Origin of the sequence: Streptomyces sp. AA1529 (genome assembly GCF_000280905.1) — a bacterium.
Taxonomy (GTDB): domain Bacteria; phylum Actinomycetota; class Actinomycetes; order Streptomycetales; family Streptomycetaceae; genus Streptomyces.
In genome coordinates this window covers 21,890-46,207 of record NZ_ALAP01000002.1, presented here as the reverse complement: position 1 = coordinate 46,207, position 24,318 = coordinate 21,890, and the positions used below count along the sequence as shown (strand labels likewise).

General features: G+C 74.7%; 15 protein-coding genes. 8 read left to right on the top strand and 7 right to left on the bottom strand.

Translation table 11 applies throughout. The features are described 5' to 3' along the window. The first annotated feature begins 60 nt into the window (after window positions 1-60). Complete coding sequence (locus A949_RS0100440) at window positions 61-1,305, top strand: PP2C family protein-serine/threonine phosphatase (RefSeq protein ID WP_019354039.1); 1,245 nt, start codon at window positions 61-63, stop codon at window positions 1,303-1,305. 192 nt (window positions 1,306-1,497) lie between these two features. Then, window positions 1,498-2,346 carry a metallophosphoesterase family protein gene (locus A949_RS0100435; RefSeq protein ID WP_019354038.1) on the top strand — a complete coding sequence of 283 codons (849 nt, stop codon included), beginning with the start codon at window positions 1,498-1,500 and terminating at the stop codon, window positions 2,344-2,346. A gap of 9 nt (window positions 2,347-2,355) precedes the next feature. On the opposite strand, the gene A949_RS0100430 is transcribed toward A949_RS0100435, so the two are convergent. The 3 genes from A949_RS0100430 to A949_RS0100420 are packed head-to-tail and all read right to left on the bottom strand — an operon-like array spanning window position 2,356 to window position 5,365. Beyond that, a complete protein-coding gene (locus A949_RS0100430) occupies window positions 2,356-4,077 on the bottom strand; it encodes a hypothetical protein (protein WP_019354037.1) in 1,722 nt (573 codons plus the stop codon). Next, a complete protein-coding gene (locus tag A949_RS0100425; RefSeq protein ID WP_026004208.1) occupies window positions 4,074-4,793 on the bottom strand; it encodes an ABC transporter ATP-binding protein in 720 nt (239 codons plus the stop codon). The genes A949_RS0100430 and A949_RS0100425 overlap by 4 nt, the downstream gene beginning before the upstream one ends. Continuing rightward, window positions 4,790-5,365: a GNAT family N-acetyltransferase gene (locus tag A949_RS0100420; RefSeq protein WP_019354035.1), complete on the bottom strand. Its 576-nt coding sequence runs from the start codon at window positions 5,363-5,365 to the stop codon at window positions 4,790-4,792. Before A949_RS0100420 ends, A949_RS0100425 begins: the two co-directional genes overlap by 4 nt. Window positions 5,366-5,666: 301 nt before the next feature. On the opposite strand from A949_RS0100420, the gene A949_RS0100415 reads away from it, so the two are divergent. The 5 genes from A949_RS0100415 to A949_RS31930 all read left to right on the top strand — a co-directional run bounded on the left by A949_RS0100415 (window position 5,667) and on the right by A949_RS31930 (window position 14,305). After that, window positions 5,667-8,006 carry a YncE family protein gene (locus tag A949_RS0100415; RefSeq protein WP_026004207.1) on the top strand — a complete coding sequence of 780 codons (2,340 nt, stop codon included), beginning with the start codon at window positions 5,667-5,669 and terminating at the stop codon, window positions 8,004-8,006. Window positions 8,007-8,059: 53 nt separating this feature from the next. After that, window positions 8,060-9,010 (top strand): AAA family ATPase, encoded by a 951-nt coding sequence (locus A949_RS0100410; protein ID WP_019354034.1) that lies wholly within the window; start codon window positions 8,060-8,062, stop codon window positions 9,008-9,010. Then, a complete protein-coding gene (locus A949_RS0100405; RefSeq protein ID WP_019354033.1) occupies window positions 9,010-10,185 on the top strand; it encodes a DUF58 domain-containing protein in 1,176 nt (391 codons plus the stop codon). The genes A949_RS0100410 and A949_RS0100405 overlap by 1 nt, the downstream gene beginning before the upstream one ends. Window positions 10,186-10,376: 191 nt before the next feature. Then, entirely contained in the window at window positions 10,377-12,740 is a 2,364-nt protein-coding gene (locus tag A949_RS0100400; RefSeq protein WP_237735695.1) for a transglutaminase domain-containing protein, read from the top strand. Beyond that, entirely contained in the window at window positions 12,737-14,305 is a 1,569-nt protein-coding gene (locus A949_RS31930; RefSeq protein ID WP_051019346.1) for a serine/threonine-protein kinase, read from the top strand. Before A949_RS0100400 ends, A949_RS31930 begins: the two co-directional genes overlap by 4 nt. A 27-nt stretch (window positions 14,306-14,332) precedes the next feature. On the opposite strand, the gene A949_RS0100390 is transcribed toward A949_RS31930, so the two are convergent. After that, on the bottom strand, window positions 14,333-16,264 hold the full coding sequence (locus tag A949_RS0100390) for a hypothetical protein (protein ID WP_158687517.1): 1,932 nt from the start codon (window positions 16,262-16,264) through the stop codon (window positions 14,333-14,335). Between the two features lie 136 nt (window positions 16,265-16,400). Continuing rightward, window positions 16,401-16,709, bottom strand: a complete 309-nt coding sequence (locus tag A949_RS0100385) for a hypothetical protein (protein ID WP_019354030.1) — start codon at window positions 16,707-16,709, stop codon at window positions 16,401-16,403. A gap of 306 nt (window positions 16,710-17,015) precedes the next feature. Here A949_RS0100385 and A949_RS0100380 point away from each other — a divergent pair, with 306 nt between their 5' ends. Further along, a complete protein-coding gene (locus tag A949_RS0100380; protein WP_019354029.1) occupies window positions 17,016-21,443 on the top strand; it encodes an FtsK/SpoIIIE domain-containing protein in 4,428 nt (1,475 codons plus the stop codon). Window positions 21,444-21,672: 229 nt separating this feature from the next. On the opposite strand, the gene A949_RS0100375 is transcribed toward A949_RS0100380, so the two are convergent. Next, window positions 21,673-21,939 carry a WXG100 family type VII secretion target gene (locus A949_RS0100375; protein ID WP_019354028.1) on the bottom strand — a complete coding sequence of 89 codons (267 nt, stop codon included), beginning with the start codon at window positions 21,937-21,939 and terminating at the stop codon, window positions 21,673-21,675. A gap of 264 nt (window positions 21,940-22,203) precedes the next feature. Beyond that, on the bottom strand, window positions 22,204-24,288 hold the full coding sequence (locus tag A949_RS0100370) for a serine/threonine-protein kinase (protein WP_019354027.1): 2,085 nt from the start codon (window positions 24,286-24,288) through the stop codon (window positions 22,204-22,206). Between the last annotated feature and the right edge of the window lie 30 nt (window positions 24,289-24,318).

Genomic DNA, 24,318 nt, shown 5'->3' with positions numbered 1-24,318 from the left:
CGGGTGAGGATGGAGGGTCGCACAGCAGACCCTCGCCGCATCGCACCCTAGGAACGGGCCATGGAACAGCAGCAGGCCGGACCGCGGCCGCAGCAGTCCCCCGATCAGGCGCAGCGCGCCCTGGGGCACCCGCAGCCCAAAGCGCTCTCCACCCCGGCCTTCCTGGCCTGGGTCCTCGGTCTCACCCTGCTGGTCTTCGGGCTCAGCTTCCTGGCCGGATCCGAGACGCGCCTGGTCGGTCTGCTGATCTTCCTCCCCGCCATCGCGGCGAGCGTGGGCACCGTACGGCAGACCCAGGCCGCCTCCGTCTGGGCCACGGCGGGAGGAGCCATCTCGGTGGCCCGCAACCCGGGCTACCATCTGGACGACGCCATCACGCTCGTGCTCACCCTGCTGTTCGCCGTGCTGGCGGTCTTCGGGGCGCGCTGGCGGATCGCCCGGGACACCGAACTGCTGCGGCTGCGCTCGACCGCCGCCGTCATCCAGCAGCACATCCTGCACCCGCTGCCCGAGTTCACGTCCCAGGTGCGGGTGGACGGGATCTTCGAGCCGCTGCAGGAGGACAAGCTGTTCGGCGGCGACATCTACGACGTGGCCGACACCCCCTACGGCACCCGGGTGCTGATCGGCGACGTGCAGGGCAAGGGGCTCTCCGCGGTGGGTGTGGCGTTCGCCGTGCTGGGCGGGTTCCGGGAGGCCGCGCACCGCGAGCCGGCGCTGACCGGACTGGTCGGCGCGCTGGAGACGTCCGTGGTCCGGCACAACGCCTACGCACGCCACTCGGGTGAGGCCGAACGGTTCGTCACGGCCCTGGTCGTCTCGATCGACCCGCTGGACCGGGGTACGGCGCAGGTGGTCAACTGCGGCCACCTGACACCGTTCCTGGTCCGGGACGCACTGCCGCCCGACGCTGTGCGGCTCGGTGCGACGGGCGTACCGCTGGGGCTGGCGTCGCTGGTGCGCGAGGAGCGCTCCGCGGCGGGCGTCTGCTTCCCCCCGGACTCGACCATGCTGCTGTACACCGACGGGCTGTCCGAGGCCCGGGACGGGCACGGTGCCTTCTATCCGCTGGCCGAGCGGCTCGCCGCCCTGGTGGGGCCCGCGGGAGCCGCCGCGGACACGACCGGCGGGGAGCTGGCCCGCGCGCTGCGCGACGACGTGCGCGCCTTCTCCCATCCCTACCAGCAGGACGACCTCGCCGTCCTCACCCTGCGGCGGATCTCCCCGGCGGACCGTGCCCGGGCGGTCCGGCCCGGTGTCGCCGCCGCCAGGCCGAACCCGCGCGAGGATCCCCCGGAGGAGTGAGGCCGCACAGTCCCCGCCGACGCGCCGTCGTACGCCGCCCGTTGCGTCCCGTCCGCAGCGCTCGTCGGCGGCGGACGTTAGGGTCGGTGCGGACGGAGCGGCGGCAGCGCCGCGGCGCTGCGCCCAGGAGTCCGCTGAGGGACGAAGCGGGACGCAGCGGGGGACACAGCGGGACACGCAGGGGGGAGCCGCATGACATCCGGCCGGGGTCGGCTGCTGGCAGTCAGCGATCTGCACGTGGGGATGACGGCCAACAAGCCCGTCACCGAGTCGCTGCGCCCGCACACCGACGAGGACTGGCTGATCGTCGCCGGGGACGTGGCCGAGCGGTTCGACGAGGTGGAGTGGGCGCTGCGGCTGCTCGCCGGCCGGTTCGCGCGCGTGGTGTGGACACCGGGCAACCACGAGCTGTGGACTCCGCACGGCGATTCCGTGCAGTCCAGGGGCGCCGAACGGTACGCGCAACTGGTCGAGATGTGCCGTGCGGTGGGCGTGCTGACGCCCGAGGACCCCTACCCGCGCTGGGCCGGGCCGGCGGGCGAGGTGGTGATCGCGCCGGTCTTCCAGCTGTACGACTACACCTTCCGGGCCCCGGGGACGCACACCAAGGAGGAGTCGCTGGCCGCAGCGCACGCCTCCGGCGTCGTCTGCACGGACGAGTACCTGCTGCACCCGGACCCGTATCCGGCCGTCGACGACTGGTGCCGGGACCGGGTGGCCGCGACGGAGAAGCGGCTGGACGCCCTCGACCCCGGCACCCCGCTGGTCCTGGTCAGCCACTGGCCGCTGGTGCGGGAGCCGACGGACGTGATGTGGTATCCGGAGTTCGCGCAGTGGTGCGGCACGGAGCTGACGGCCGACTGGCACACGCGCTACAACGTGGCCGCCGCCGTCTACGGCCACCTCCACATCCCCCGGACCACATGGCACGACGGGGTCCGCTTCGAGGAGGTCTCCATCGGTTATCCCCGGGAGTGGCGCCGCCGCGGACATCCGCGCGGGCTGCTGCGGCAGATCCTGCCCGCGCCCGAGGAGGAGTGAGCGGGCCGCTCAGGGCGCCGGGCGGCGCAGCTTCGCGGCGCCCCGCGCGGCGGCGAACAGCAGGGCGCAGCTGAGCCCGACCGCTGTCGCCACCGGACGCACCAGGTCCGGTGCCCGCGCCCCCGGGTCGAGGACGCCGCTCGATGCGAGCCCGGCGGTGAGCGGGGCGACCGCGGCGAGGAACGGTGCCGCGTACCAGAAGAGGAAGACGAAGACGCTGGCGTCCCCCGCAGGCGTCACCAGCCCCAGGGAGAGCAGTTCAGTCCGCACGGGACCGCGCACCGCGGCCAGCACCGCGGCGGCGGCGAACGGCGGGGCGCACAGCGGCATCAGCAGCAGCGCCCACTCGCCGCCCCGCAGCGCGAAGGGAACCGCCGCCGCGAGGGCGAGCACCGCGCCGACCACCGCGGGCGTGATCGCGTGCTGCAGCATCAGGCTGCCGAGGCGGAACGGCGACCAGGAGGAGCGCCGGGTGTCGTCCGCCTCCAGTCGCGCGGTCTCCGCGAGCCGTCCCACCGCGAACCAGCCGAGCGCCAGCGCCATCGCGAGCGCGGCGATGCGCCCGGCGCCCGCCGACGCCACCGCGAGCCCCGCGGCGCCCGACGCCGCCGCGGTCCACAGTGCGGCGCTCACCACCCGCCCCGGAGCGCGCAGCAGGGCCATCGCGTCCCGCCGCACGACAACGAGCCGGGGCGAGCGCGGCAGGGGCAGCCGGCGCAGGCTGCCGGAGGCACCATCCGCGAGGGCTGCGTCGACGGCGAGCTTGGCCGCGCGCAGTTCGGCCGACCACAGCACCGAGGCGACGGTCGCCGCGGTGGCGGCGCGCGCCCGCAGCCGCCGGGTGGGGAGCGCTCCGACCGACCGGAGTGCGTGGCCGAGCGCGGCGGCGGTAACGGTGGCCAGCAGCGCGAGGGCCCAGGGCCATCCCGCTGCGCGCACGCCCGCCGCGTGCAGGACCGGTTGCGCGGCCCAGCCCCAGGGGCCGGACCACAGTTCGACCGTCTCCAGGAGGGCCGACCGGCTGCCCCGCGCCGCGCACACCGCCTGCAGGACGAGCAGGAGCAGCAGCAGTACGGCGTACGGGGTCAGTGCGCGCGCCCGGCGGGCCGCACCGTCGTCGCGCTCCACGCGGAGGGCGAGCGCGCAGGCCAGCAGCGGCAGGCAGACCCCGCCGGGCAGGCACAGCGCCAGTGCGGGCCCGAGTTCGGCGAGTCCGCTCAGCCGCAGCAGCACGGCACCGCCGATCGCACACAGCGCTCCCGCGGCGGCCGTCAGGGCCGCGGAGAGCCGGAACGCGGGCAGCAGCACCCGGCTGCGGCGCACCGGGTGGGCCAGCAGCCAGTCCAGGTCGCAGCGGGGCACCAGCACCGGGCCGCGCCACAACGCGTCCCGCACGGCGAGCAGCGCGAGGGCGCAGGCCGGCAGCATCAGCACGGCGGGCAGGGCGCTGCGCACCGCCTCTGCGGTGGCGTCCTGTGCGGTGAGCCGTTCGAGTCGCCGGACGAGGCGGTACCCCAGGGTGCCGCCGTACCCGACGGCCATCAGCAGCACGGCGTAACCGGTGACGGCCAGGTCTCGGTTGCGCCGGCTGCGGTGGGCCCGGCGCTTGCCGCGCAGCAGGTCGAGGGTCTCGGACGTCCGGTCGTCGGCGGCCGTCCACGCGGCGCCGGTGGAACCGGCACCGTCCTCGCCGGCCGGCTCCGCCCGGTCGCGCGGGGCGAGGCTGCTCATCGGGGGCCGCCGCGGGGGTGCGCGGCCGCCTCGTCCAGCACGTCGGGGCCGCCCTCGGCGACGACCCTGCCGTCCTCGAGGACGACCACGTGGTCGGCGACGGCGTGCACGAGTTCGGCCTGGTGGGTGGCGAGCAGCACCGCGACGCCGTCGTCGGTCTCGCCGCGCAGCAGCGCGCCGAGGCGGGTGCGGGACGCCGGGTCCAGACGCTGCTCGGGCTCGTCCAGGACGAGCAGGTCCCGCGGGCGGACGAGCGCGGCGGCCAGGTGCAGTGCCTGGGTCTGGCCGGAGGAGAGCGCGGAGGGGAGCTGGTCGGCGTGGTCGGTGAGCCGCCGGTCGGCCAGTACCTGGTCGATCCACGGACGGGGGTCGGCCACTCCGTGTGCCACGGCGACCAGTTCCAGGTGGTCGCGGACGGTCAGGTCCGGATAGCAGGCGACGGTGTCCCCCGTGACGGCCACCCGGGCGCGTACCTGCGGGTCGTCCTCGTCGACCGGGGTGCCGTCGAACAGGGCGGTGCCGGTGGTCGGCCGGTCCCGTCCGCAGGCGAGCCGCAGCAAGGTGGACTTGCCCGAGCCGTTGTGGCCGAACAGGGCGGTGCAGGTGCCCGCCCGCACCTCCAGGTCGAGCGGGTGCAGGGCCTGCCGCTCGCCGTAGCGGCGGCTCACCCCCGCCAGTCGCAGCAGCGGCGGGTCCGCCGCGGGCACCGCTGTCATCCGGCCGGGTGGCCGGGCAGGCCGCCGGACCGGTGCCGCAGATGGACGGTGACGCGGTGGCCCAGGAAGGTGTCCTCGCGCCCGGGCGTGAACCCCAGCCGCCCGGCGACCTTGCGGGAAGCGGTGTTGTCGTGGGCGATCATGGCGGTGAGGTAGGGGACGTCCAGCGTCTCCAGCCCCCACTCCACCACGGCCCGGGCGGCCTCGGTGGCGTATCCGCGGCCCCAGCTGGACCGCCGGAGCGTCCATCCGGCCTCCACCTCGTCGAACTCCTCCCAGTGGTTGAGGCCGCAGCGGCCGAGGAGTGCGCCGGTCTCCTTCGATTCCACCGCGCACAGTCCGTGGCCGCGCTCGGACCACTGCCGCTGGATCCCGGCGAGCCGTTCGCGGGCCTGTTCGCGGGTGAAAGCGGGGACGAAGCGGGTGACTTCGGGATCGCTGTGCAGCTCGACGAAGAAGTCCAGGTGGTCCGTCGTCAGCGGGCGCAGCAGCAGCCGCTCGGTCTCCAGGACGGGTCCGGTGGCACCTTCGTGCACGGTGAAAGCGTGTTCGGTCAGCCCCATGGCGGTCATGCTCTCAAACCGTCTCCTCCACCGGTCCGTTCGGCCGAGCGTTCGGCGGGCCCGGCACCCGCGGACCGCCGCGGCAGCGTCCTGCCCGGCCGGCGCCGCGCGCCAGGGAGGCACCGGCGGGCGCCGCACGGGGACGCAGCGCGGGGAGGGTGACGGCCGGGGGGCGATGATTACGTGGCGGAGAGGTCATACTCCTGTCACAGCCCGCTGCCGGATGCTGACCGCGTGCCCCGTCGGTTGGTTAACCTGCACAGTGCGGCACACCGCTCGGAGTGGGCGGAGGTGACGGGGGGAGGATGCGATGCCGGATGCTCGGGGGAGCTCCGAAGAGGACCGTACGCCGGGGCTTCGTCCGCGTCGGCTGGTCGACGCGGCGCAGCGGCCCGGCGAGCCGCCCGGACCCGGGGGATTCGCCGCGCTCCGCAGGCGGTGCGGGGGGCTGCTGGCCGCCGCGTGGGCGGCCGTGCGCCCCGACCGCCGCCGGACGACCGGCTACATCGCGCTGTGCTCGGTGGGCGCGCTGGTCGGCACGTCCGTCGTGGTCGGCTCGGGCTCGGCCGGAGCGGTGCCCGACCTGGCCGACATCGGTGCCTGGCTGACCAGTTCGCGCACGGGTGAGGCTGCGCACGCCAACGGCCTCACCGGAGACGTGGACGGCAAGGTGAAGCTGCCCGGCATGGGCGACCACCCGGTCTCGATCTCGCAGGACGGCAAGACGGTGCTGGTGCTGGACGAGAAGACCGGCAAGCTCGTCCGTATCGACCCCGCGCAGCTCACGGTCGAGCAGTCCGCGCGCTACGGCGCGGGGCTGCAACTGGTCTCCGGCGGCCGGTACGCGTATCTGGTGGACCCCGTCAAGGCGCGGGTGCAGCGCATCGACCCGGTGCGCACCACACCGGTCGGCGCCCCGGTCGATCTCGGCAGGGGGCCGCTGGGCAAGGCGGTGGCCGATCCGAAGGGCACCCTGTGGGTGCCGGTGCCCGGCAAGGGAGAGGTCGTACCGTTCCCGCACGGCAGGAAGGCGCCCGGGATCGAGGTGGCGGGCAGGAGCGGCAAGGCCGCCACGCTGCTGATGACCCTCGCCGACGGCCGCCCCGTGGTGACCGACACCAAGGGCGGGACGGTCACGCTGCTCGAACGGACCGGACGCGGTATGCGGTTCAAGCTGCCCAGCAGTGTCGCCGAGGAGCCGTCCGGTTCGGTGCTGGTCCCCTCGGCGACCGCCGGTGACGTGGTGCCCGTGCTGGCCCGCAAATCGGGCCGGATGGCGCTCGTCAACACCCGTACGGGTTCGCTGCTGACCGCGTCGCTGGGCTCCTCGGACCACCGGTACGGCACGCCGCAGGTACTCGGCTCGAAGGTCTACGTGCCCGACCGGAGCAACGGGACGCTGAAGGTGTACGACACCGAGGCGGCAGCGCTCACCGAGCCGGTCGAGGTCACCGGCAAGCCGGGGAAGCTGAGCCTGTTCGTCCGCGACGGACTGCTGTGGGTGAACGACGCGGACAACGCGACCGCCGTGGTCATCAACTCCTCCGGACACGTCAACCGGGTGCACAAGTACGACAGCAGGGCGCCCTCGGGGCGCACTCCCCGGGAGAAGGACCGCACCGGCGACGGGGGCGGCCGCGATCCGGCGCGGGACCCGCTGCCGGAGACACCGTCGCGGCCGGGCCGGGACGACACGCAGGCGGACACCGACCCGCCCGCGCGGAAACCGGCGGGCCGCGAGCGCGGTGGTGATCCGACCCCCGGGAAGAAGTCCCCGCCCCCGGACGACGCCGAGGACGAACCCGCGGAGCCCCGGCCGCCCGGCGTCCCGCAGGCCGAGTCGGGCGCCGGCAGCATCCGCGTCTCCTTCGCACCGTCCTCCGGGACCAAGCCGACCGGATACCGGCTCAGGGGCGCACCCGCCGGTGCGCGGGTCGTGCCCGGGAAGGTCGGTCCGAGCGGGCCGTTCACCTTCGAGGTGCGGGGCGGCTCCTGCGACAAGCAGTACCGCTTCACCGTGGTGGCCGAGTTCGCGGGCGGGCGGACCGCCGAGTCGGGCCGCTCCGGCCCCGCCCGCCCCTGTGTCGCGCCCGGCCGACCGCAGCAGGTCACCGAGGACTTCCCGCAGGGCGGCAAGGGCATCGATCTGAAGTGGCGGGCACCCGCCAACGCGGGCGAGGGCACCACCTACACCGTGACCGGCGGAGGTGCCGACACCGACGGGAGCAGGCGCAACACCGCTGCCCGGCTGCGGAACCTGACGAACTTCAGGACCTACACCCTCACGGTCGCCGCCCGGAACGCGGCCGGCTCGGGCGGCAGCGTGGCCCACCAGGTGAACCTGTCGAACACGAAGAGCATCGACGTCGCCGACAACGTCGACGACGGGGACGACGTCGGTGTCCGCAGCGAGCCCAGCACCACCAGCGGCACCCGCCGGGGAAGCATTCCGGCCGGTCAGACACCCGGACTGAAGGTGATCTGCCAAACCCACGGCACCATGGAGACGCACGACACCTACAAGTGGAAGAGCGACGTCTGGGACCGCATCGAATGGAAGGGCGGGACCGCCTACATCAGCGACCTGTGGGTCGGCACCACCAAGCACAAAGTGGGCAAATTCTCGCCGGAGGTCTGGTCGTGCGACTAGAACACCATCAAACACTTGCTGCTGGAACCGATTCCGCGGCCTCCCAGGAGTCCGTGGCCCTGCTCGCCCAGTGCTTCCACGCGCTCGGCGACAACATCGAACGGGTCGTCAAGGGCAAACGCGAGACCGTCGAGCTGGCCCTGGTGTGCCTGTTCTCGGAGGGGCATCTGCTGATCGAGGACGTGCCCGGGACCGGCAAGACGACGCTGGCGCGGTGTCTTGCCGCCTCGCTGGACGCCGACTGGCACCGGGTGCAGTTCACGCCCGACCTGCTGCCCTCGGACATCACCGGCGTGACCGTCTACCGGCAGAACACCGGTGCGTTCGAGTTCCTGCCGGGCCCGGTCTTCGCGAACATCGTGCTCGGCGACGAGATCAACCGGGCCTCTCCCAAGACGCAGTCGGCGCTGCTGGAGGTGATGGAGGAGCGGCAGGTCACCGCGGACGGCAGCACCCACGCGGTGCCGCGCCCGTTCATGGTGATCGCCACCCAGAATCCGGTGGACATGGGCGGCACCTATCCGCTGCCGGAGGCGCAGCTCGACCGGTTCCTGATGCAGGTGACGCTGGGCTACCCGGACCACGCCTCGGAGGTCGCGGTGCTGTCCGGGGCGGCCGCGCAGTCGGGTGTCGAGCAGTTGCCCACCATCGCAACGAGCCGGCACATCGCCGAGTTCGTCCAGCTCGCCCGGCGGATCCAGGTGGCGCCGCGGCTGTACGACTATCTGGTTCGGGTCGTCGCGGCCACCCGTGAGCTGCCCGAGGTGCGGCTGGGCGCCAGCCCGCGCGGCTCGGTGGCGCTGCTGCGCGCCGTGCGGGTGCGGGCCGCCTCGCAGGGGCGCACCTACGCGCTGCCCGAGGACGTCAAGGCGCTGGCGCGGCCGGTGCTGGCGCACCGGCTGATCCTCACGCCGGAGGCCGAGTTGAGCGGCCGGAGCGGAGTCGACGTGATCGCCGAGGCATTGGCCACGGTTCCGGTACCGCAGGCGGGGGCAGCGGGCTGATGCTGTCGCCGACGGGTTGGGGGGCGCTGGTCGGCGGTACGGGTCTCGTGGGGGCCGGGTACGGGTTCGGCTACCCGGAAGCCGCGGTCCTGGGGGTCGGTTGTCTGCTCGCGGTGGCCGCGGCGCTCGTCCGGACGGGGCGCTCGCCGCGGCTGGCGGCGCGCCGCCGGGTCACTCCGCGGAAGGTGGCGCGCGGGGACCGCGCGGACGGGTCGGTCACCCTCTCCAGTGCCGGGCGCCGTGTCCGGCGCGGGCTGGAGGTCGTCGACCGGTGCGGCGAGTTGCCGCTGGTGCTGCGGATTCCGCCGCTCGCGGCGGGCGCGGAGCACACCGTGCGGTACGCGCTGCCCACCGGGCGGCGCGGGCGGATCACGCTGGGCCCGCTGCGGCTGGAGCGTACGGACCCGCTCGGGCTCGCCCGCCGGGTGCGGGTGTTCGGTCCCGGCGAGGGCGGTACGGACACCCTGCTGGTGCGGCCCCGGGTGTGTCCGCTGCCGGTGCTGCCTTCGGGGACGGCGCATCATGTCGAGGGGCCGACCTCGGACACCGCGGACGAGGGGTCGCTGACCTTCCACGCGTTGCGCGAGTACGTGCTCGGCGACGATCTGCGGAGGGTGCACTGGCGGTCCACGGCCCGCACCGGGACGCTGATGGTCAAGCAGCTGGTGGACGTCTCGCTGCCGCACACCACCCTCGTCCTGGACACCCGTACCGCTGCCTACCGCACCGAGGACGACTTCGAACTGGCCGTGGACTGCGCCGCTTCCGTGGCCTTCGCCGCGGCCCGCTCCCACTTCCCCGTCGACGTGCTGAGCGAGACCGGGACGGTACTGCGGACGGACGGTGCGGGCGGCAACGACGCGGAGGCGCTGCTGGACCGGCTCGCGCTGGTGCGCCGCTCCGAACGGGCCTCGGCAGCGGGCGCCTTCGACGGTCTGGAGCAGACACGCCGCCGCGGGTCGCTCACCGTCATCACCGGTACGGGCGATGCCACCGGGCTGGGCGCCCTGGACCGGGTACGGCGCCGGTTCGACCGCACGGTGGTGCTGCGCACCGGCGGTGGGGCGGAGGACGCTCCGCACGAGCCGTCAGCGCTCGGCAGCGATGTTCCGCAGCTCCGGGTGACGGCGCTGGAGTCCCTGGTGGCAGCCTGGCGCAGCGAGGCCGTGCGATGAGTCCGGCCTCCTCGCCGCGTGCCGCCGCGCTGCCGGGGGTGCGGCCGACGGGACCTGCCGGGCACGACGGCCCGTCCTGGGCGCCGCCGCGTCCGACGGCTCCGGGCGCGACGGTGCCGGATCCGGTGGCCTCCGCGCCGGAGGGCGGATGGGACGGCGACGGGCGCCGGGGCGGCTCCGGGAGCGGAGGGGTGAGGCCGGCTCGTCCGGCGCCGCGCCTGATCCCGCTGCACCGCCGCCTGTGGTCCCTGCTGCCGGTCGCCGGACTGCTGGCCGGTGCGGGCCTGGGCTTTCACCGGGTGTTCCCGGTGGGCTCGCTGCTGCCCGTGCTGCTGGTCGCCGTGCCGGTGCCGATGGCGGTCTCGGCGGGGCTGTTCCTGGCCCGGGCCCGGAGGGAGGGGCCGGCACCGTTGTGGCCCTCGCTGGTGCTGGGGGCCGTGGTGTGGCTGGTGACGGTGCGCGTGACGCTGTTCCGGGACGCGGCGGGCGGGCTCGCCTCGGGCGGCGCCGTGGGCGAGATCCGGTCCACGCTGCTGGACGCACCCCACGCAGTCCTCACCACGATCCTGCCCGCACCGACCGGCCCCGGATTCCTCGTACTGCCGCACGCGGTGCTGTGGTCGGCCTCGCTCGCCGCCACGGAACTGGCGCTGCGCACCCGGTCACCGCTGCTGCCCGCGCTGCCGCCGGTGCTCGCGTTCGGCGTCCCCCTGGTGCTGGGCGTCTCCGGGCCGGGCTCGAACACGCCCCTCGCGGCCGGCCTGGTGGCCGGCACGGGGCTGCTGATGCTGCTGCGGTCGCCGACGGCCCGGCACGGTACGGTCCGTGGCCTGAGCACCGGTCTGCCGGTCGTCGCGGTGCTGGCGCTGGCCGCGGCGCTGCTCGGCCCGCGGCTGCCCGGGCTCGCCGCGCGCGAACCGTACGACCTGCGCCACCAAGTGCGCCCGCCGACCGTGCACCCCCAGTCCACCAGCCCGCTCGACCAGGTCGGCGCCTGGTTGCAGCACCCGGAGACGCGGCTGTTCAGAGCCCGGACCACGACCGGGGGCCACAACTGGCGGCTCGCCGTGCTGGACCGCTACGACGGCGTGAAGTGGACGTCCGGCGCCGAGCTGACCCGCTCCGGCGGCCGGGTCCCCCCGCAGCCGGGCACCGACCCGGGCGGCCGGGAGCGGGTGGAGCAGCAGGTGACCCTCCAGAACCTGCCGGGCATCTGGCTGCCCGCGGCCGACCGGCCCGCCTCGGTGAAGATCACCCGCCGGGGCAGGGGCGATGCCCCCGAGACCGTGGGGCCCGGCCCGGCCGGCTCCGGCGACGCGGAGCGGCAGCTCGCGGTCGACCCGCGCAGCGGCGTGCTCGCACTGGGCGGGGGCGACGGTGCGGGTGTCCGCAACCGCGGCCTGTCCTACACCGCCGTCTCGCAGGCGCCGGTCTTCGACGCCAAGCGGCTCCAATACGCGGCGGTGCCGGACGGCGCGACCCACTCGGCCGCCACCTCGCTGCCCCGCACCGACGCGGCGGGCAAGCCGATCAAGGCGGTCGAGACGTTCGCCGAGCTGGCGGCGGAGGCCACGGCCGGCAGCAGCTACCCGTACCAGCAGGCGCACCGGCTCGCCGGCTGGCTGCGCGAGCACTACCGCTACGACCCCACGTCGCTTCCCGGGCACGCCTACCGCAACCTGGAGTTCTTCCTCACGACCGGCAAGCACGGCACCTCGGAGCAGTTCGCGGCGTCGTTCGCGGTGCTGGCGCGGACGCTGGGTCTGCCGACGCGGGTCGCGGTCGGCTTCCGCGCGGACGGCGCCGGGGCCCGGGGCGCGGGCGGGAACGGCAGCGCGCAGATCACCGGGCGGGACGCGCTGGCGTGGCCGGAGGTGCGGTTCGAGGGCGTCGGCTGGGTGCCGTTCTATCCGACGCCGGGACAGGCGGCGAAGGACGGTTCGTCCGTCCCGCCGGCCGGGCGGCCCGAGAAGCGTGAGAAGACCGACCGGGCCATCACGAAACAACCGCCCCCCTCCGCGGCGCCCGACCAGCAGGACGACGGCAAGCAGCACGACGGGGCCGCACCATCCGGCGGCGGTGGGCTGCCCGTGTGGGTGTACGCCTCGGCGGCGGTCGTGCTGCTGCTCCTGGCGTACTGCGGCGGTGCGGCCTGGGCTCCGCACCGGGTCCGCCGTCGGCGCCGACGCGCCCGTGACCCCGGGCAGCGGGTGCTGGGAGCGTGGCAGCAGATCGTCGACCGGCTCACCGAGGTCGGGCTGCCGGCGACGGCGGCGCACACCGCGACCGAGGTGGCGGCCTTCGGCGTCGCGCGGCTCGGCGGCAGCGGCAGCGGCAGCGGCAGCGGCGGGCAACTGCCCGCGCTGGCCCGGCTGGTGAACGAGGTCGGCTACGGGGGCCGGGCACCCGACGAGGCGGCCGCGGAGGCCGCCTGGCGGCACTGCGACGCGATCGAGAGGTCCGTCGCGCGGACGGTACCGCGCCGGGAACGGGTCAAGCGGGCACTGCGGCCCGGCACGCTGCTACGTCACAGCCGATCAGGAGCACGCCAGTGAACACCACCCCGGGCCGGGACAGCGCCAAGGCTCCCGGCACACCCGCGCACCCCGCCGCGGCTGCCGCCCCGCCGGGGGCGGCGCCCGCCGGTGCCCCCGGCAGAGGCGCACCCGCCGTCGGTGCGCCCACCGACGTGCCCGCCCTGCCCGAGGGCTACCAGCCCCAGCGCCTCCTCGCGACGGGCGCGCACAGCACCGTCGTACTGTGCCGGGAGGCACCCGGCGGCCGGGAGGTGGCCGTCCGGGTGCTGAGGCCCCGGGTGGCGGACCCGCGGCGCCGGCTGGCCGCGCACTCCGAACTGCTGGCCGCGGGGGCCGCGGCCCGGCACCCGTGCGCGGTCGCGGTCGCCGACGCCGGGGCGACCCGCGCGGAACAGCTCTACGTGGTGGAGGAGTTCTGCCCAGGCGGCTCGGCCCGCAGCCGGCTCGCCGCCGGCCCGTTCCCGGTGGCGGACGTCCTGGTGATCGGCGTGCGGCTGGCACTCGCGCTGCACTCGGCACACCGCCGCGGCGTACTGCACCTGGACGTGCGCCCGGCGAGCATCCTCTTCGACGCGCAGGGCGCCCCGCTGCTGGCCGGGCACGCCCTCGGCCGGGTTCTCCAACGGGCCGCACCGTCGGCAGGGGCGGTCTTCGATCCGGCGTACGCGGCACGGGAGTTGTTCGGCTGGGAGGCTCCCGGTCCCGCCGCCGACGTGTACGCGCTGGGCGCGACGCTGTACGCGCTGCTGGCGGGTGGACCCGCGCGCGCCGAGGCTGTACGCCGGGGCGGCTCGGCCGGCTACGAGGCGGTCCCGGCGGGCGGCCTGCCGCGGCTGCCGCGCGGCGACGTGCCCGGGCCGCTGTACGCGCTGCTGGACCGGATGACGGCCCCGCACGCGGAGGGGCGGCCGCCGCTGACCGAGGTGCACAGCGACCTGCGGACGTTGCTGCCCCTCTCGTGCGCCGAGCGGGTCCCGGAGCTGCAGCCGGAGGCCGAGCCGGAGGTTCCGCTGCCGGGCTGGGACCCGGCCGACGACGCGCTGACCCAGCCGCCGCCGGAGACGGACGACGATCCCGACGCGCCGGAGGCCGTCGCCCGCCGCCGCCGGACCCGCAGCCGGGTGCTCGCGGCGTGCGGCGCCGCGGTGCTGGTGGGCGGGGCCGGGCTGGCCCTGTACCTGGTGCGGGCCGCGGACCAGGCCGGAACGGCCGACGCCACGGAGCCGCCGAAGAAGGCCACCGGATCGGCGCACCCGCTGCCCAAGGGCCAGGTTCCGGACTTCCAGGCCCAGGAGGTGAAGGTGACCCGGGTCGGGCGGCAGGTCCAAGTGGCGTGGAGCAGGCCGAAGAAGCCGCAGCCGGTGTACGGCTACGCCATCACGGCCCAGTCCGCCGACGGGAAAACGGTGAAGGTGAAGAACACCGACGCGGACGAGCCGAGCGTCGTCTTCTCCTCCCCGCCCGTGGAACCCGGCTCCTGCTACGCGGTCACCTCGCTGGTGCAGACCGCGGACGGCAGCGTGGGGCTGGCCTCGGCCGAGCCGGTCTGCGACCGGGGGGAGTCGGCCGCCCCGGCCGGCTGACTGCCGGGCGAGGCGGCCGGGGAACGCTCAGTTGGGGGCGACCGGTGGGGTGGCACCGCCGATGGTGCCACCGGCTGCCTCGGCCGCGTCGTCGACCTTGTGGTCGAACCGGTCGCCGTCTTGGCCCGCGGTGGAGTCCGTCCAGTCGGTCAGTGTCCGCAGCTTCCGCTGGAATGCGGCGCCCGGGTCCTTGCCGCCCTCCCGCTGTGCCTCCTGGCGCAGCTGATCGAACGACTTGAGGCTGCCGTCGCTGTTGACGACTTCCTCCGGCGGTGGCGGCTGCACCGGATAGCCCGACTCGTAAAGGTACTTCGTCATCCGGAACCGCTGCATGCGATCGAAGTTCTGGTATTCCTGGGTGACCCGCTTCTCGTTCGGGTTGTCGCCCTGCGCCCAGGGATCCAGCCCCAGCTTGCCGATGGCGAACTGGGCACCCTTCCAGAGGTACTCCCCCGCCTTCGAGGCGAACGGGACCTCACCCAGCCCGACGGTGGCCACATCCTTCAGCACGCCGCGGACCGCCGCCGCCTGCTTGTCCATGTCCTTGCCGGCGGCGACCTGTGCCCGGTACTCAGCCCGCGCCAGCTTGCCCAACGCCCCGGCCATCCGGGACATCTGCTGGGGGTCTTCGTGGCCGTCCCGCACCGCCGCCGCGTCGGTCTTCGCGGCACCTCGGAGGGCCTGCTCGCTGAACTCCCCGGCAGCACGATCGAAGGCGTCCGTCGCCGGCCGGCTCTCCGCGAAGGTCGTCAGGAACTTGTAGGTGTCCTGCGGGCTCAGGTAGAAGGCGGGGTTCAGGCCCGGCAGGTCGGTCCAGTTGGCGGGCCGGGCCATGCCGGACTGCCGGTAGGGGGCGTCGTCGTCGCGGGCTCCCGTCGTCAGCTCGTGGATGTAGGAAGCCCCCAGATTCGCCATGGAAACCTTCATGGACCACGGCGTGCCGTCCTCGCCCCGGCCCGCCATGTACGTCATGGCGTGGAAGGCGAACTGGGAGGCCGCCAGGCTGTGCCGGCCCGGCTCCTCGGTCCCGACGCCGGAGCCCGCCTCCATGGCCCGGCCCAGCCCGGCGGCGACGGCGTCACCCGAGCCGCGGGACCTGGCGTAGCCGAGCAGGAGGTCGTAGGTCTTCTTGAGGTCGCCCTGATGCATGCCGCGCAGCACGTCCCGGGCAGCCGCGCCGTCCTTGCCCAGCAGGTTCAGCGCGAGCGCCAGATTGTCCTCGGAGAGCCCCAGTGCCGCCGCCTGCGGAAGCGAGGTGCCACGCCAGTCGGTGCCGTCCGGGTCCTTGACGAAGCCGTCCAGCGCGAGGTTCCTCGCCGCCTTCCGGATGTACTCCGTGGGAAAGTGCCCGTGCTGCATCAGGGCCAGCCGGCCCCAGGCGTCCGAGGGGTTCTCCGAGGGGCGCAGCATCATCTGCGTGACCTTGTCGAAGCCCGGTGCGGCGAGGAACGTGGCGCTGCTGGCCGTGCCCAGGCCGCGGCTGAAGGTCCTCAGGTCCTCCTGCCCGGTCCCGCTCCCCGACTGGTAGAGGAACATCGGCAGGGTGGAGAGCCGGTTGGGTCCCAGCTGCGCGTAGAACGCGGCCAGTACCTCGGGGTCGTCCTGGAAGCGTGCCAGCTCGCCGGCGATGCGGTGGATCTCCTCCGCGCCCGAACCGTCCACCCGGTTGACCCGGTTCATCCGGTCGGCGAGCTCCTTGCCCTTGCGCTGGGCCGCCTCGAGGGAGAGGAAGTCGTCCGGGACCCGCACCAACGTGCGGCCGGCGTCCGGATGGTTCTGTTCGATGGCCACGGCCAGATCGAAGCGGCGCTTGAGGGAGGGCAGCTGCTGGTCCGCCCAGTTCCCGATGGCCACCAGTCGGCTCAGTCCGGTGGTGTCGGCGCCGAAGCCGCTGAACTGCCGGCTCCAGCCGTCGGCGCTCTTGAGTACGTGGGCACCCCTGCCCAACGCATCGATCATCTCCTTCAGCCGGCCCGGGTCGATTCCGCTGAACGTTCCCGATCCGGGCCCCGTGCCGCCTCCCGGCGGCGGCGTGGCATTCATCCCCCGACTCCCCCTCGCCCTCGTAGGACTCGTCCGACCGGCCCCGGTTGGTTCACACAGCCCTGCGGTACAGCTGCGCCTGGCTGAGCGGGACCTGCTCCGGCGTGCGGCTGAGCACCGCGTCCACCGCGTCGACGATCTCCTGGGCCAGCCGGTGCACCTCGCCCTTGCGGCCCTCGACCTCGGAGGCGAACGTCTTGGCCACCGGCCCCTCCCAGACTCCGCCACCGCCCATGTCGGACGCGGCACGGTCCAGGGTGGCGGCGATGTGGTCCTGCTGTCCGGCCACGCTCTGCCGCAGCCGCGCCAGATCCGCGTACAGCGGGCTGTCCACCAGCTTCTCGTCGTCGTGTCCGCCCATCGTGCCCCCGTTCTGCCGTGCGTTCCCGATGGCGCCGCCGCGGACCGGGGATCCGGGGGCGGCCCCTTCGATCCTAGGACGAACGGGCGGACTCGGGGGCGCTGTTGCCGGCTTGCTACGCAGCGCGGAACACCTCGGTGCGGGGAGGGTGAAGCGGGCGTGGAACGAGCTGTCCGGCTCCGGCGCGCTGTTGCATGATTGCTACGCGGAGCAGAGCGCGTCGGTGCACAGGCCGACGAGTCTGGGACGCGGACGCACGGGCGCCGGTCCGCGGAGCGGGCACCGGCCGACCACGGGGGAGCTCCAATGGAACTGCGGCTCACCGCCGCCGACGCCGCGGGCGGGCGGCGGGCGGATCTGCTGGTGGACATCGAGCCCGACGTCGCGGTCGGGGCCCTCGCGCGGGAGGTCACCCGGCAACTGGGCGCCGCCGCACCGGGCGGCCCCCCGGACGGAGGCAGGGGCGGAGGCACGGGCAGGGGCGCACCCGCCCTGTACGTCAACGGCTGCCCGCTCGATCCCACCGTCCCGGTGGCCGGCTCCCCCGTCCGGGACGGCGCCACGGTCTCGGTGGGGGCACCCGGCGCGTGCCCCGGCCCGGAGGCCCAGGGCACCGTGGAGATCCGGGTCGTGGGCGGACCGGACGCGGGCCGCGTGTACCGGCTGGGGCCGGGCGTGGCCGTCGTCGGCAGCGGCCGAGCGGCTTGGGTGCGGCCGGCCGACAGCACACTGCCCAGCACCGCCTTCGAGATCGATGTGTCCCTCGACGGCTCGGTGACCGTCGCACCGGCGTTCGGCAGCAGCGTCACCATGGACGGCAGTGCACTCCAGGAGAGCGGGACCTGGCGGCGGCGCAGTGTCGTCGCGGCCGGGCACTCCCTGTTCGAGCTGCGTGCGCCCGTCTTTCCGGACGCCGCGCTCAAACCCTCGCAGGACGGCACGGGGCTCGATTTCAACCGCCCGCCGCGGATCAAACCGTCGGCGCGCAGGACCCAGTTCCAGCTGCCGTCCAGGCCCGGTCAGTCGGAGACCCGGCCACTGCCGTGGGCGGTGGCACTGGCGCCGCTGCTGGCCGCCGTCGCGATGGTGGTGCTGCTGGGCAGCGCCATCTACCTGATCATGGCGGTGCTGACCCCGGTCACCCTGGTCGCCAACCACTTCTACGACCGGCGGCACGGCCGCCGGTCCCACCGGCGCAAACGCCGCGAGTACGAACAGCACAAGGTCTCCATCGAGTACCAGGCGCGCCGCGCGATGGCCGAGGAGACGGCGGCGCGGCGGCTGGCCTGCCCCGATCCGGCGGAGCTGTACGTCGCGGCCACCGGACCCGGCCAGCGGCTGTGGGAGCGGCGGCTGGAGGACGACGACCACGGCGTGCTCCGGATCGGCACCGGCGCCCTGCCCTCAGAAGTGGAGGTCAGCGACCCCAACCAGCAGGAGCACCGGCGTACGGAGCCGCGGATGCTGGCCGAGGTGCCCGTCTCGGTGCCGCTGCGGACCCACGGCGTCCTCGGTGTCGCAGGCCGCGGCGAACTGCCCCGCGCGCTCGGTCGCTGGCTGGTGGCCCAGGCGTCGGTGCTGCACAGCCCGGCGGACCTCGCGGTCTGTGTACTGACCGACCCGTCGGGCCGGGAGAGCTGGGAGTGGGTGCGGTGGCTGCCGCACGCGCGGGGCCGCGAGGGACATGGTGCGGTGGCGCTGCTGGGTACCGAGACGGAGAGCGTCGCCCGCCGGATCAGCGAGCTGCTGGCGCTGCTCGGCGCGCGTCAGGAAGCCGCCGGCGAGCGGCGACCTGGCGGGGACGAGCAGTGGCGCGGCCCGTCGGTGCTGGTCGTCCTGGACGGCTCCCGCCGGCTGCGTGCGCTGCCGGGACTGACGCAGCTGCTCCGCGAGGGCCCCCGCTTCGGTATCCAGCTGGTGTGCCTGGACGCGGACCGCGGGCTGCTGCCCGAGGAGTGCCGGGCGCTGGTGGAGGAGGACCACTTCGGGCTGCTCCAGGTGTCGGAGTTCGGCGGGAGCCCGGTGCAGTCGGTGCGGCCGGACTGCGTACCGCCCGCCTGGTGCGAGTCGGTGGCCCGCGCCATGGCACCGGTCCGCGACGTGAGTGAGAAGGAGAGCGGCGCACTGCCGGACGCCTGCCGGCTGCTGGACCTGCTGGAGCTGGAGCCGCCGTCCGCCGCGGCGGTCTCGGCGCGCTGGGCGGCGGGCGGGCGCTCGACCGCCGCCGTGGTGGGTGCCTCCTTCGACGGCCCGTTCACCGTCGACCTGGTACGTGACGGTCCGCACGGGCTGGTCGCGGGCACCACCGGGTCCGGCAAGTCGGAGCTGCTGCAGACGCTGGTGGCCTCGCTGGCGGTGGCCAACCGGCCGGACGCGATGAACTTCGTCCTGGTCGACTACAAGGGCGGCGCCGCCTTCAAGGGCTGCGAGCAGCTGCCGCACACCGTCGGCATGGTCACCGACCTCGACTCCCACCTGGTCAAGCGTGCGCTGGTCTCGCTCGACGCGGAGGTGAGCCGCCGCGAGCGGATCCTGGACCCGGTGGGCGCCAAGGACATCGAGGCGTACGAGAGGGCCGCCCGCCGGGACCCTTCGCTGGCCCCGCTGCCCCGACTGCTGATCGTCGTCGACGAGTTCGCCTCGATGGCCCGGGAACTGCCGGATTTCGTCACCGGACTGGTCAACATCGCCCAGCGCGGCCGCTCTCTGGGCATCCACCTGATCCTCGCCACCCAGCGGCCCGGCGGCGTGGTCTCGCCCGAGATCCGCGCCAACACCAATCTGCGGATCGCGCTGCGGATGACGGACAACTCCGAGAGCCAGGACGTCATCGGCTCGCCCGACTCCGCCTCCCTCTCCAAGAACACGCCGGGGCGGGCGCTGGTACGGCTGGGGGCTTCCTCGCTGCTGCCGTTCCAGTCGGGCCGGGTGGGCGGGCGCCGCCCGCAGACGGCCGCCGAGCGCACCACCGAGCCGTGGGCGGTGCGCGTGGAGTGGGCGGATCTGGGCCTGCCCGCGCCCGCCCGCCCGGAGGCGCCGGGCCGTTCCGAGGACGACCCGCTCACCGACCTGGCGCTGCTGGTCGAGGCGGTGCGCGAGAGCGCCGCGGCGCTGGACTCCCCGGAGCCGTACCGGCCCTGGCTTGAGCCGCTCGCCGACCTGGTCACGGTGGCCGAGGCACCCCGTCCGGCGCTCGGGCGTCGTGGCGACATCGCGCCCGTCGTGTTCGGCGTCACCGACGTACCTGCCCGGCAGGCCCGCGAAGCGCTGGCACTGGACCTGGTCGACGGCGACCATCTGCTGCTGGTCGGCGGGCCGCGCTCGGGGCGTTCGACAGCTCTGCGGACCATCGCCGGCGCACTGGCCGACAGCGCCTCCCCCGCCGAGGTCCACCTGTACGGCGTGGACTGCGGCTCCAACACCCTGGTCCCGCTCTCCGTACTGCCGCACTGCGGCGCCGTCGTCACCCGGGACCAGACCGACCGGCTCACCCGGCTGCTGGCCAGGCTCCAGGCGGAGCTCGTCCGCCGCCAGCAGATCCTGGCCCGGGCGGGTGCCGCCAACGTCGCGGAACAGCGCGCGTCCGCCGCCTCCCCCGGGGAGCGGCTGCCATGGCTGGTGCTGCTGCTGGACGACTGGGAGAGCTACACCGCGGCCTTCGAGTCCTACGACTACGGCAAGCTCGTCGACGGGATGACCCAGCTCTTCCGCGAGGGCCCTTCGGTGGGGCTGCGCGCCGTGATGTCCGCGGGCCGCGGCGGGCTGTCCGGCCCCGTCTCCGCCGCGTTCGGCGACCGGCTCGTCCTGCGGCTGGCCGACCCCAACGACTACTCCACGGCCGGGATGACGCCCCGCGACGTGCCCACCCGGCTGCCGCCGGGCCGGTGCCTGCGGCCCGGCGACGACGGGGTGCGGGAGAGCCAGCTCGCCCTGCTGGACCGCGATCCCGCCGGCCGGGCCCAGGTGGCGGCCGTCCGGCGGATCGCCGAGCGCGCGGCGGCCGAGCACGGCGAACCGCCGCGCGGACTGCGCCCCATGCGGGTGGACGCGCTCCCGGGCCGGGCCACCGCCGGCGCGGCCTGGGCGCTGGATCCCGGGTTCACTCCGCCGTCCCCGCTGTGGATGCTGGTGGGGGTGGGCGGCGACGAGCTGGCACCGACAGGTGTGGACCTCGCCCAGGAGGGTCCGGGGTTCGTCATCGCGGGGCCGCCGAAATCGGGCCGCTCGACGTCGGTGTGCGCGGCGGCACGCTCGCTGCTGCGCTCCGGTCTGCCGCTCGTCCTCGTCACCCCCAAGCGCTCGCCGCTGCGCGAACTGGCGGGCGAGCCGGGGGTACTGGGCGCGGTCCAGGACATGACGGACGCGGCGCCGCTCCAGGAACTCCTGGAGCGTGCCGCGGCCGGCGGCCGGTACGCGGTGGTCGTGGACGACGCCGAACTCGTCCACGACACCCCGCTGGACTCCGTGCTGGAAGGGGTGGTGCGCAGCGGGGTCGACGGCGGGCACGGCCTGGTCGCCGCCGGCACCACGGAGGCGTTGACCTCGCAGTACCGCGGTTTCGTCAAGGAGGCCCGGCGGGCGCGCAGCGGCCTGCTGCTCTCGCCGCAGAACAACGCGGAGGGCGAGCTGTTCTCCGTCCGGCTGCCCCGTGCCGCCGCGTCCGGGGTGCTGGGGCGCGGACTGCTGGTGCGCAGCGGCGAGCTGACGGCCGTCCAGGCGGTCGTGGACGAATGACGCCGCCGGGCCGAGCCCCGGAACATGGTCCCGCGCCCCGGACCGATCGGCTGATCGGAGGCACGTCCGGTGCCCTGGGACGGGTTCCGCACGGTGCCGTGCCGAGGGTGCACGGGCGCACCCCGCGACCGGCTCGCGGCCGAGCCGCACACGCGCCGGGGGCCGCGGCCTGGTCGGCTGCGGCCCCCGGGTGCGAACGGCTTCGCGGGGCCGAGCGCCCCGCCGTGGCTCAGTTGGTGGCGTGGTCGATGTTGTCCGCGTTGGTCCGCGCGGCGCGCCCCGCTTCCCGCAGCGTCTCCACGAACTTGTCGAACGTCGGCTTCAGGCTCTCCCACTCACCGCGGAACTGCTGCGCCTTGCCGCCGGTCCAGTAGCTGCCGCTGTCGTTGCAGGCCGACTGCAGCCTGGTGATCAGCCCCTGGAGCTGGGTCGCGTCGCCGTCGAACTTCCCCGCGAGCTCCCGCAGCCGCTCAAGATCGGCACCGTTCATTCCCATCTGGAACCCTCCCCGTCTTCCGGCTTCGACGTGGTCCGACTCCGGCACGTCTCGAAGCACGGTAGCGCAATCACCCGCCGTAGCGGTCCGGTTCGTGTCACAGCCCCTCGACGACCGTGTAGCCCCGGCGTCCGTTGAGTGCCGGCGCGTGTGAATCCCCGCAACAGGGCAGCTCCGCAGACCAGTTGCTCTTCTCCCGGCGGCATGTCAGGCATCGGCCCCGTCCGCCGGGCTCGCCGGAGGCAGAGTTCCGGGCCGCCAGGGTCAGAAGACCGGCATGGCGGCCACGGTGCCGCCTTGCAGCAGGAAGACGCGGTTCCCCGCGGAGGCGGTCTGCCAGGGACCGGCGGCGCCCTGTACGAAGGTCCACGCCTGTGCACCGTTACGGGTGTCCACCGCGGCGATGCCGTCGGCGCCGTCTTCATACAGGGGGAGCCAGGCCGTGTGCCGCTGGAGCGTCGGCGGTTCGGGCGGGAGCGCCGTGGTGTTGAGCGTCACCGTCCACTTCGCCGCGCCCTCCGCTGTACCGCGGGCCTCCAAGTCCGTCTCGTTCGACGCGTACAGCACCTTGCCCTGGAGTGCGGGGGCGCCCCACCCGCCGTCGCCGCCGGCGGGCTCGGCCCACTTCACGGAGCCGTCGGAGAGGGCGAGCGCGGTGAGCCGTTCGCCGCCGAGGTAGACAGTGCTGCCACCGATCGCGGGGACGAGAGCCGTGCCGTCCTCGCTCTGCTTGCGCGGACCCCAGACCGTGCGGCCGCTCGCGGTGTCGACCCCGGCGACCTTGCCGTCCGCGCCGTGGACGACCAGTCGTCCGCGTCCCGCCGCGGCTCGGGCCGGGCGCTCGTTCGTGGAGCCGACCGGAAGCCGCACCGTCCACAGCGCCTTGCGCGAGGTGAGGCTCACCGCGCACAGCCTGCCGCTCCCGGTGACGAAGTAGACAGCCGTCGCGTCAGCCGTCAGCAGCACCGCGGCGTCGGCATCGGCCGACCAGCGCTGTCTCCCGTCCGCCGCGGCGAGCCCGACGACCTCGCCCGATTCCCCGACGCCCAGGACCGATGGCCGCTCCTCGACTGAGACGAGCAGCCCGGCTGATCCGGCTGCCACCGAGTCTGCGACCTTCCAGCGCCGACGGCCGTTTCGGACGTCGTAGGCGTGCAGACCCCCGCCCTTGCCCGCGACGATCACCACATCCCCCACGGGCAGCGGATCCGGGCCCGATTCGGCGGCCACCGCGAACGGGCCCCAGAGCGGATCGGGTGGCTTCCCGCTCTCGTACCCGGACAGTGGCTCGGCGTCCCACTGGTGCGGCCCCTCCCCCTCGCCGTCCACGCTGCCGAGCCAGTACCAGGCGCCCGCGCCCCCAGCAGCCAGCAGGGCTCCGCCGCTCGCGAGCGCGGTGAGCAGTCGGCGTCGCGAGGGCTTCCCGCCCAGGTACCCGCCGGAGCCGGCCGGCCCGTCGGCGGGCAGGGCTGTCAGCCGACGCGCTGTGCGTTCCCGCTCGGCGATGTCCTCGGCGAGAGCCCCCTCCCGCCACCCCCGCTCCGCGCCCCGGGGCGGCGCGAGTGCCCGGCCCAACCGGTCGGGCGTGGGACGGCGGCCGGGCTCCTTGTCCAAACAGGCCCCGACCAGCGGCAGCAGGCCGGGCGGCAGCGCGCCCAGCCGGGGCTGTCCGTGGACCACTTCGTACTGGACCGCCGCCACATGCTCCCCGGTGAAGGCACGTTCTCCCGTCGCTGCAAAGGAGAGCACGGCACCGAGCGCGAACACGTCGGCCCCCGGGCCGACGCGCTGCCCCAGCACCTGCTCGGGCGGCCCGTATCCGGGCGTGACCGGCACCTGCCCCGTGGTGGTGAGGGTGAGTCCGTGCTCCGGCCGGGCGATCCCGAAGTCGATGACGCGAGGCCCCGCAGAGGTCAGCACGATGTTCGACGGTTTCAGGTCCCGGTGCACCAGCCCCGCGGCGTGGATGTCGTGCAGCGTCCGCCCCAGCGCCGCACCGAGCGCCCGCACCGCGGCTTCCGGGAGCGGTCCGTGCCGCTCCACGGACTCGTCCAGAGTGGGCCCGGCGAGGAACTCGGTGGCGATCCACGGGCGTCCGCCCTCGGTCTGCGCCCCCAGCACCCGCGCCACGCCGCCGCTGCGGACCGCGCTCGCTGCCTGCGCCTCCCGCACGAAGCGCCGCGCCATCGCGGCCTCGTGCGCCAACTCGGGCCGCAGCACCTTCAACGCGGCCGGCTTTCCCGCGGTGTCCCGCCCCAGATACACCTTGCCCATCCCCCCGGACCCCAGCACGCCGACCAGGCGGTACGGGCCGAGACGGAGGGGGTCACCGGTGCCGAGGGGATTCATTGCCGGGTGCTCCTGGGTTTGCTGAGGGCG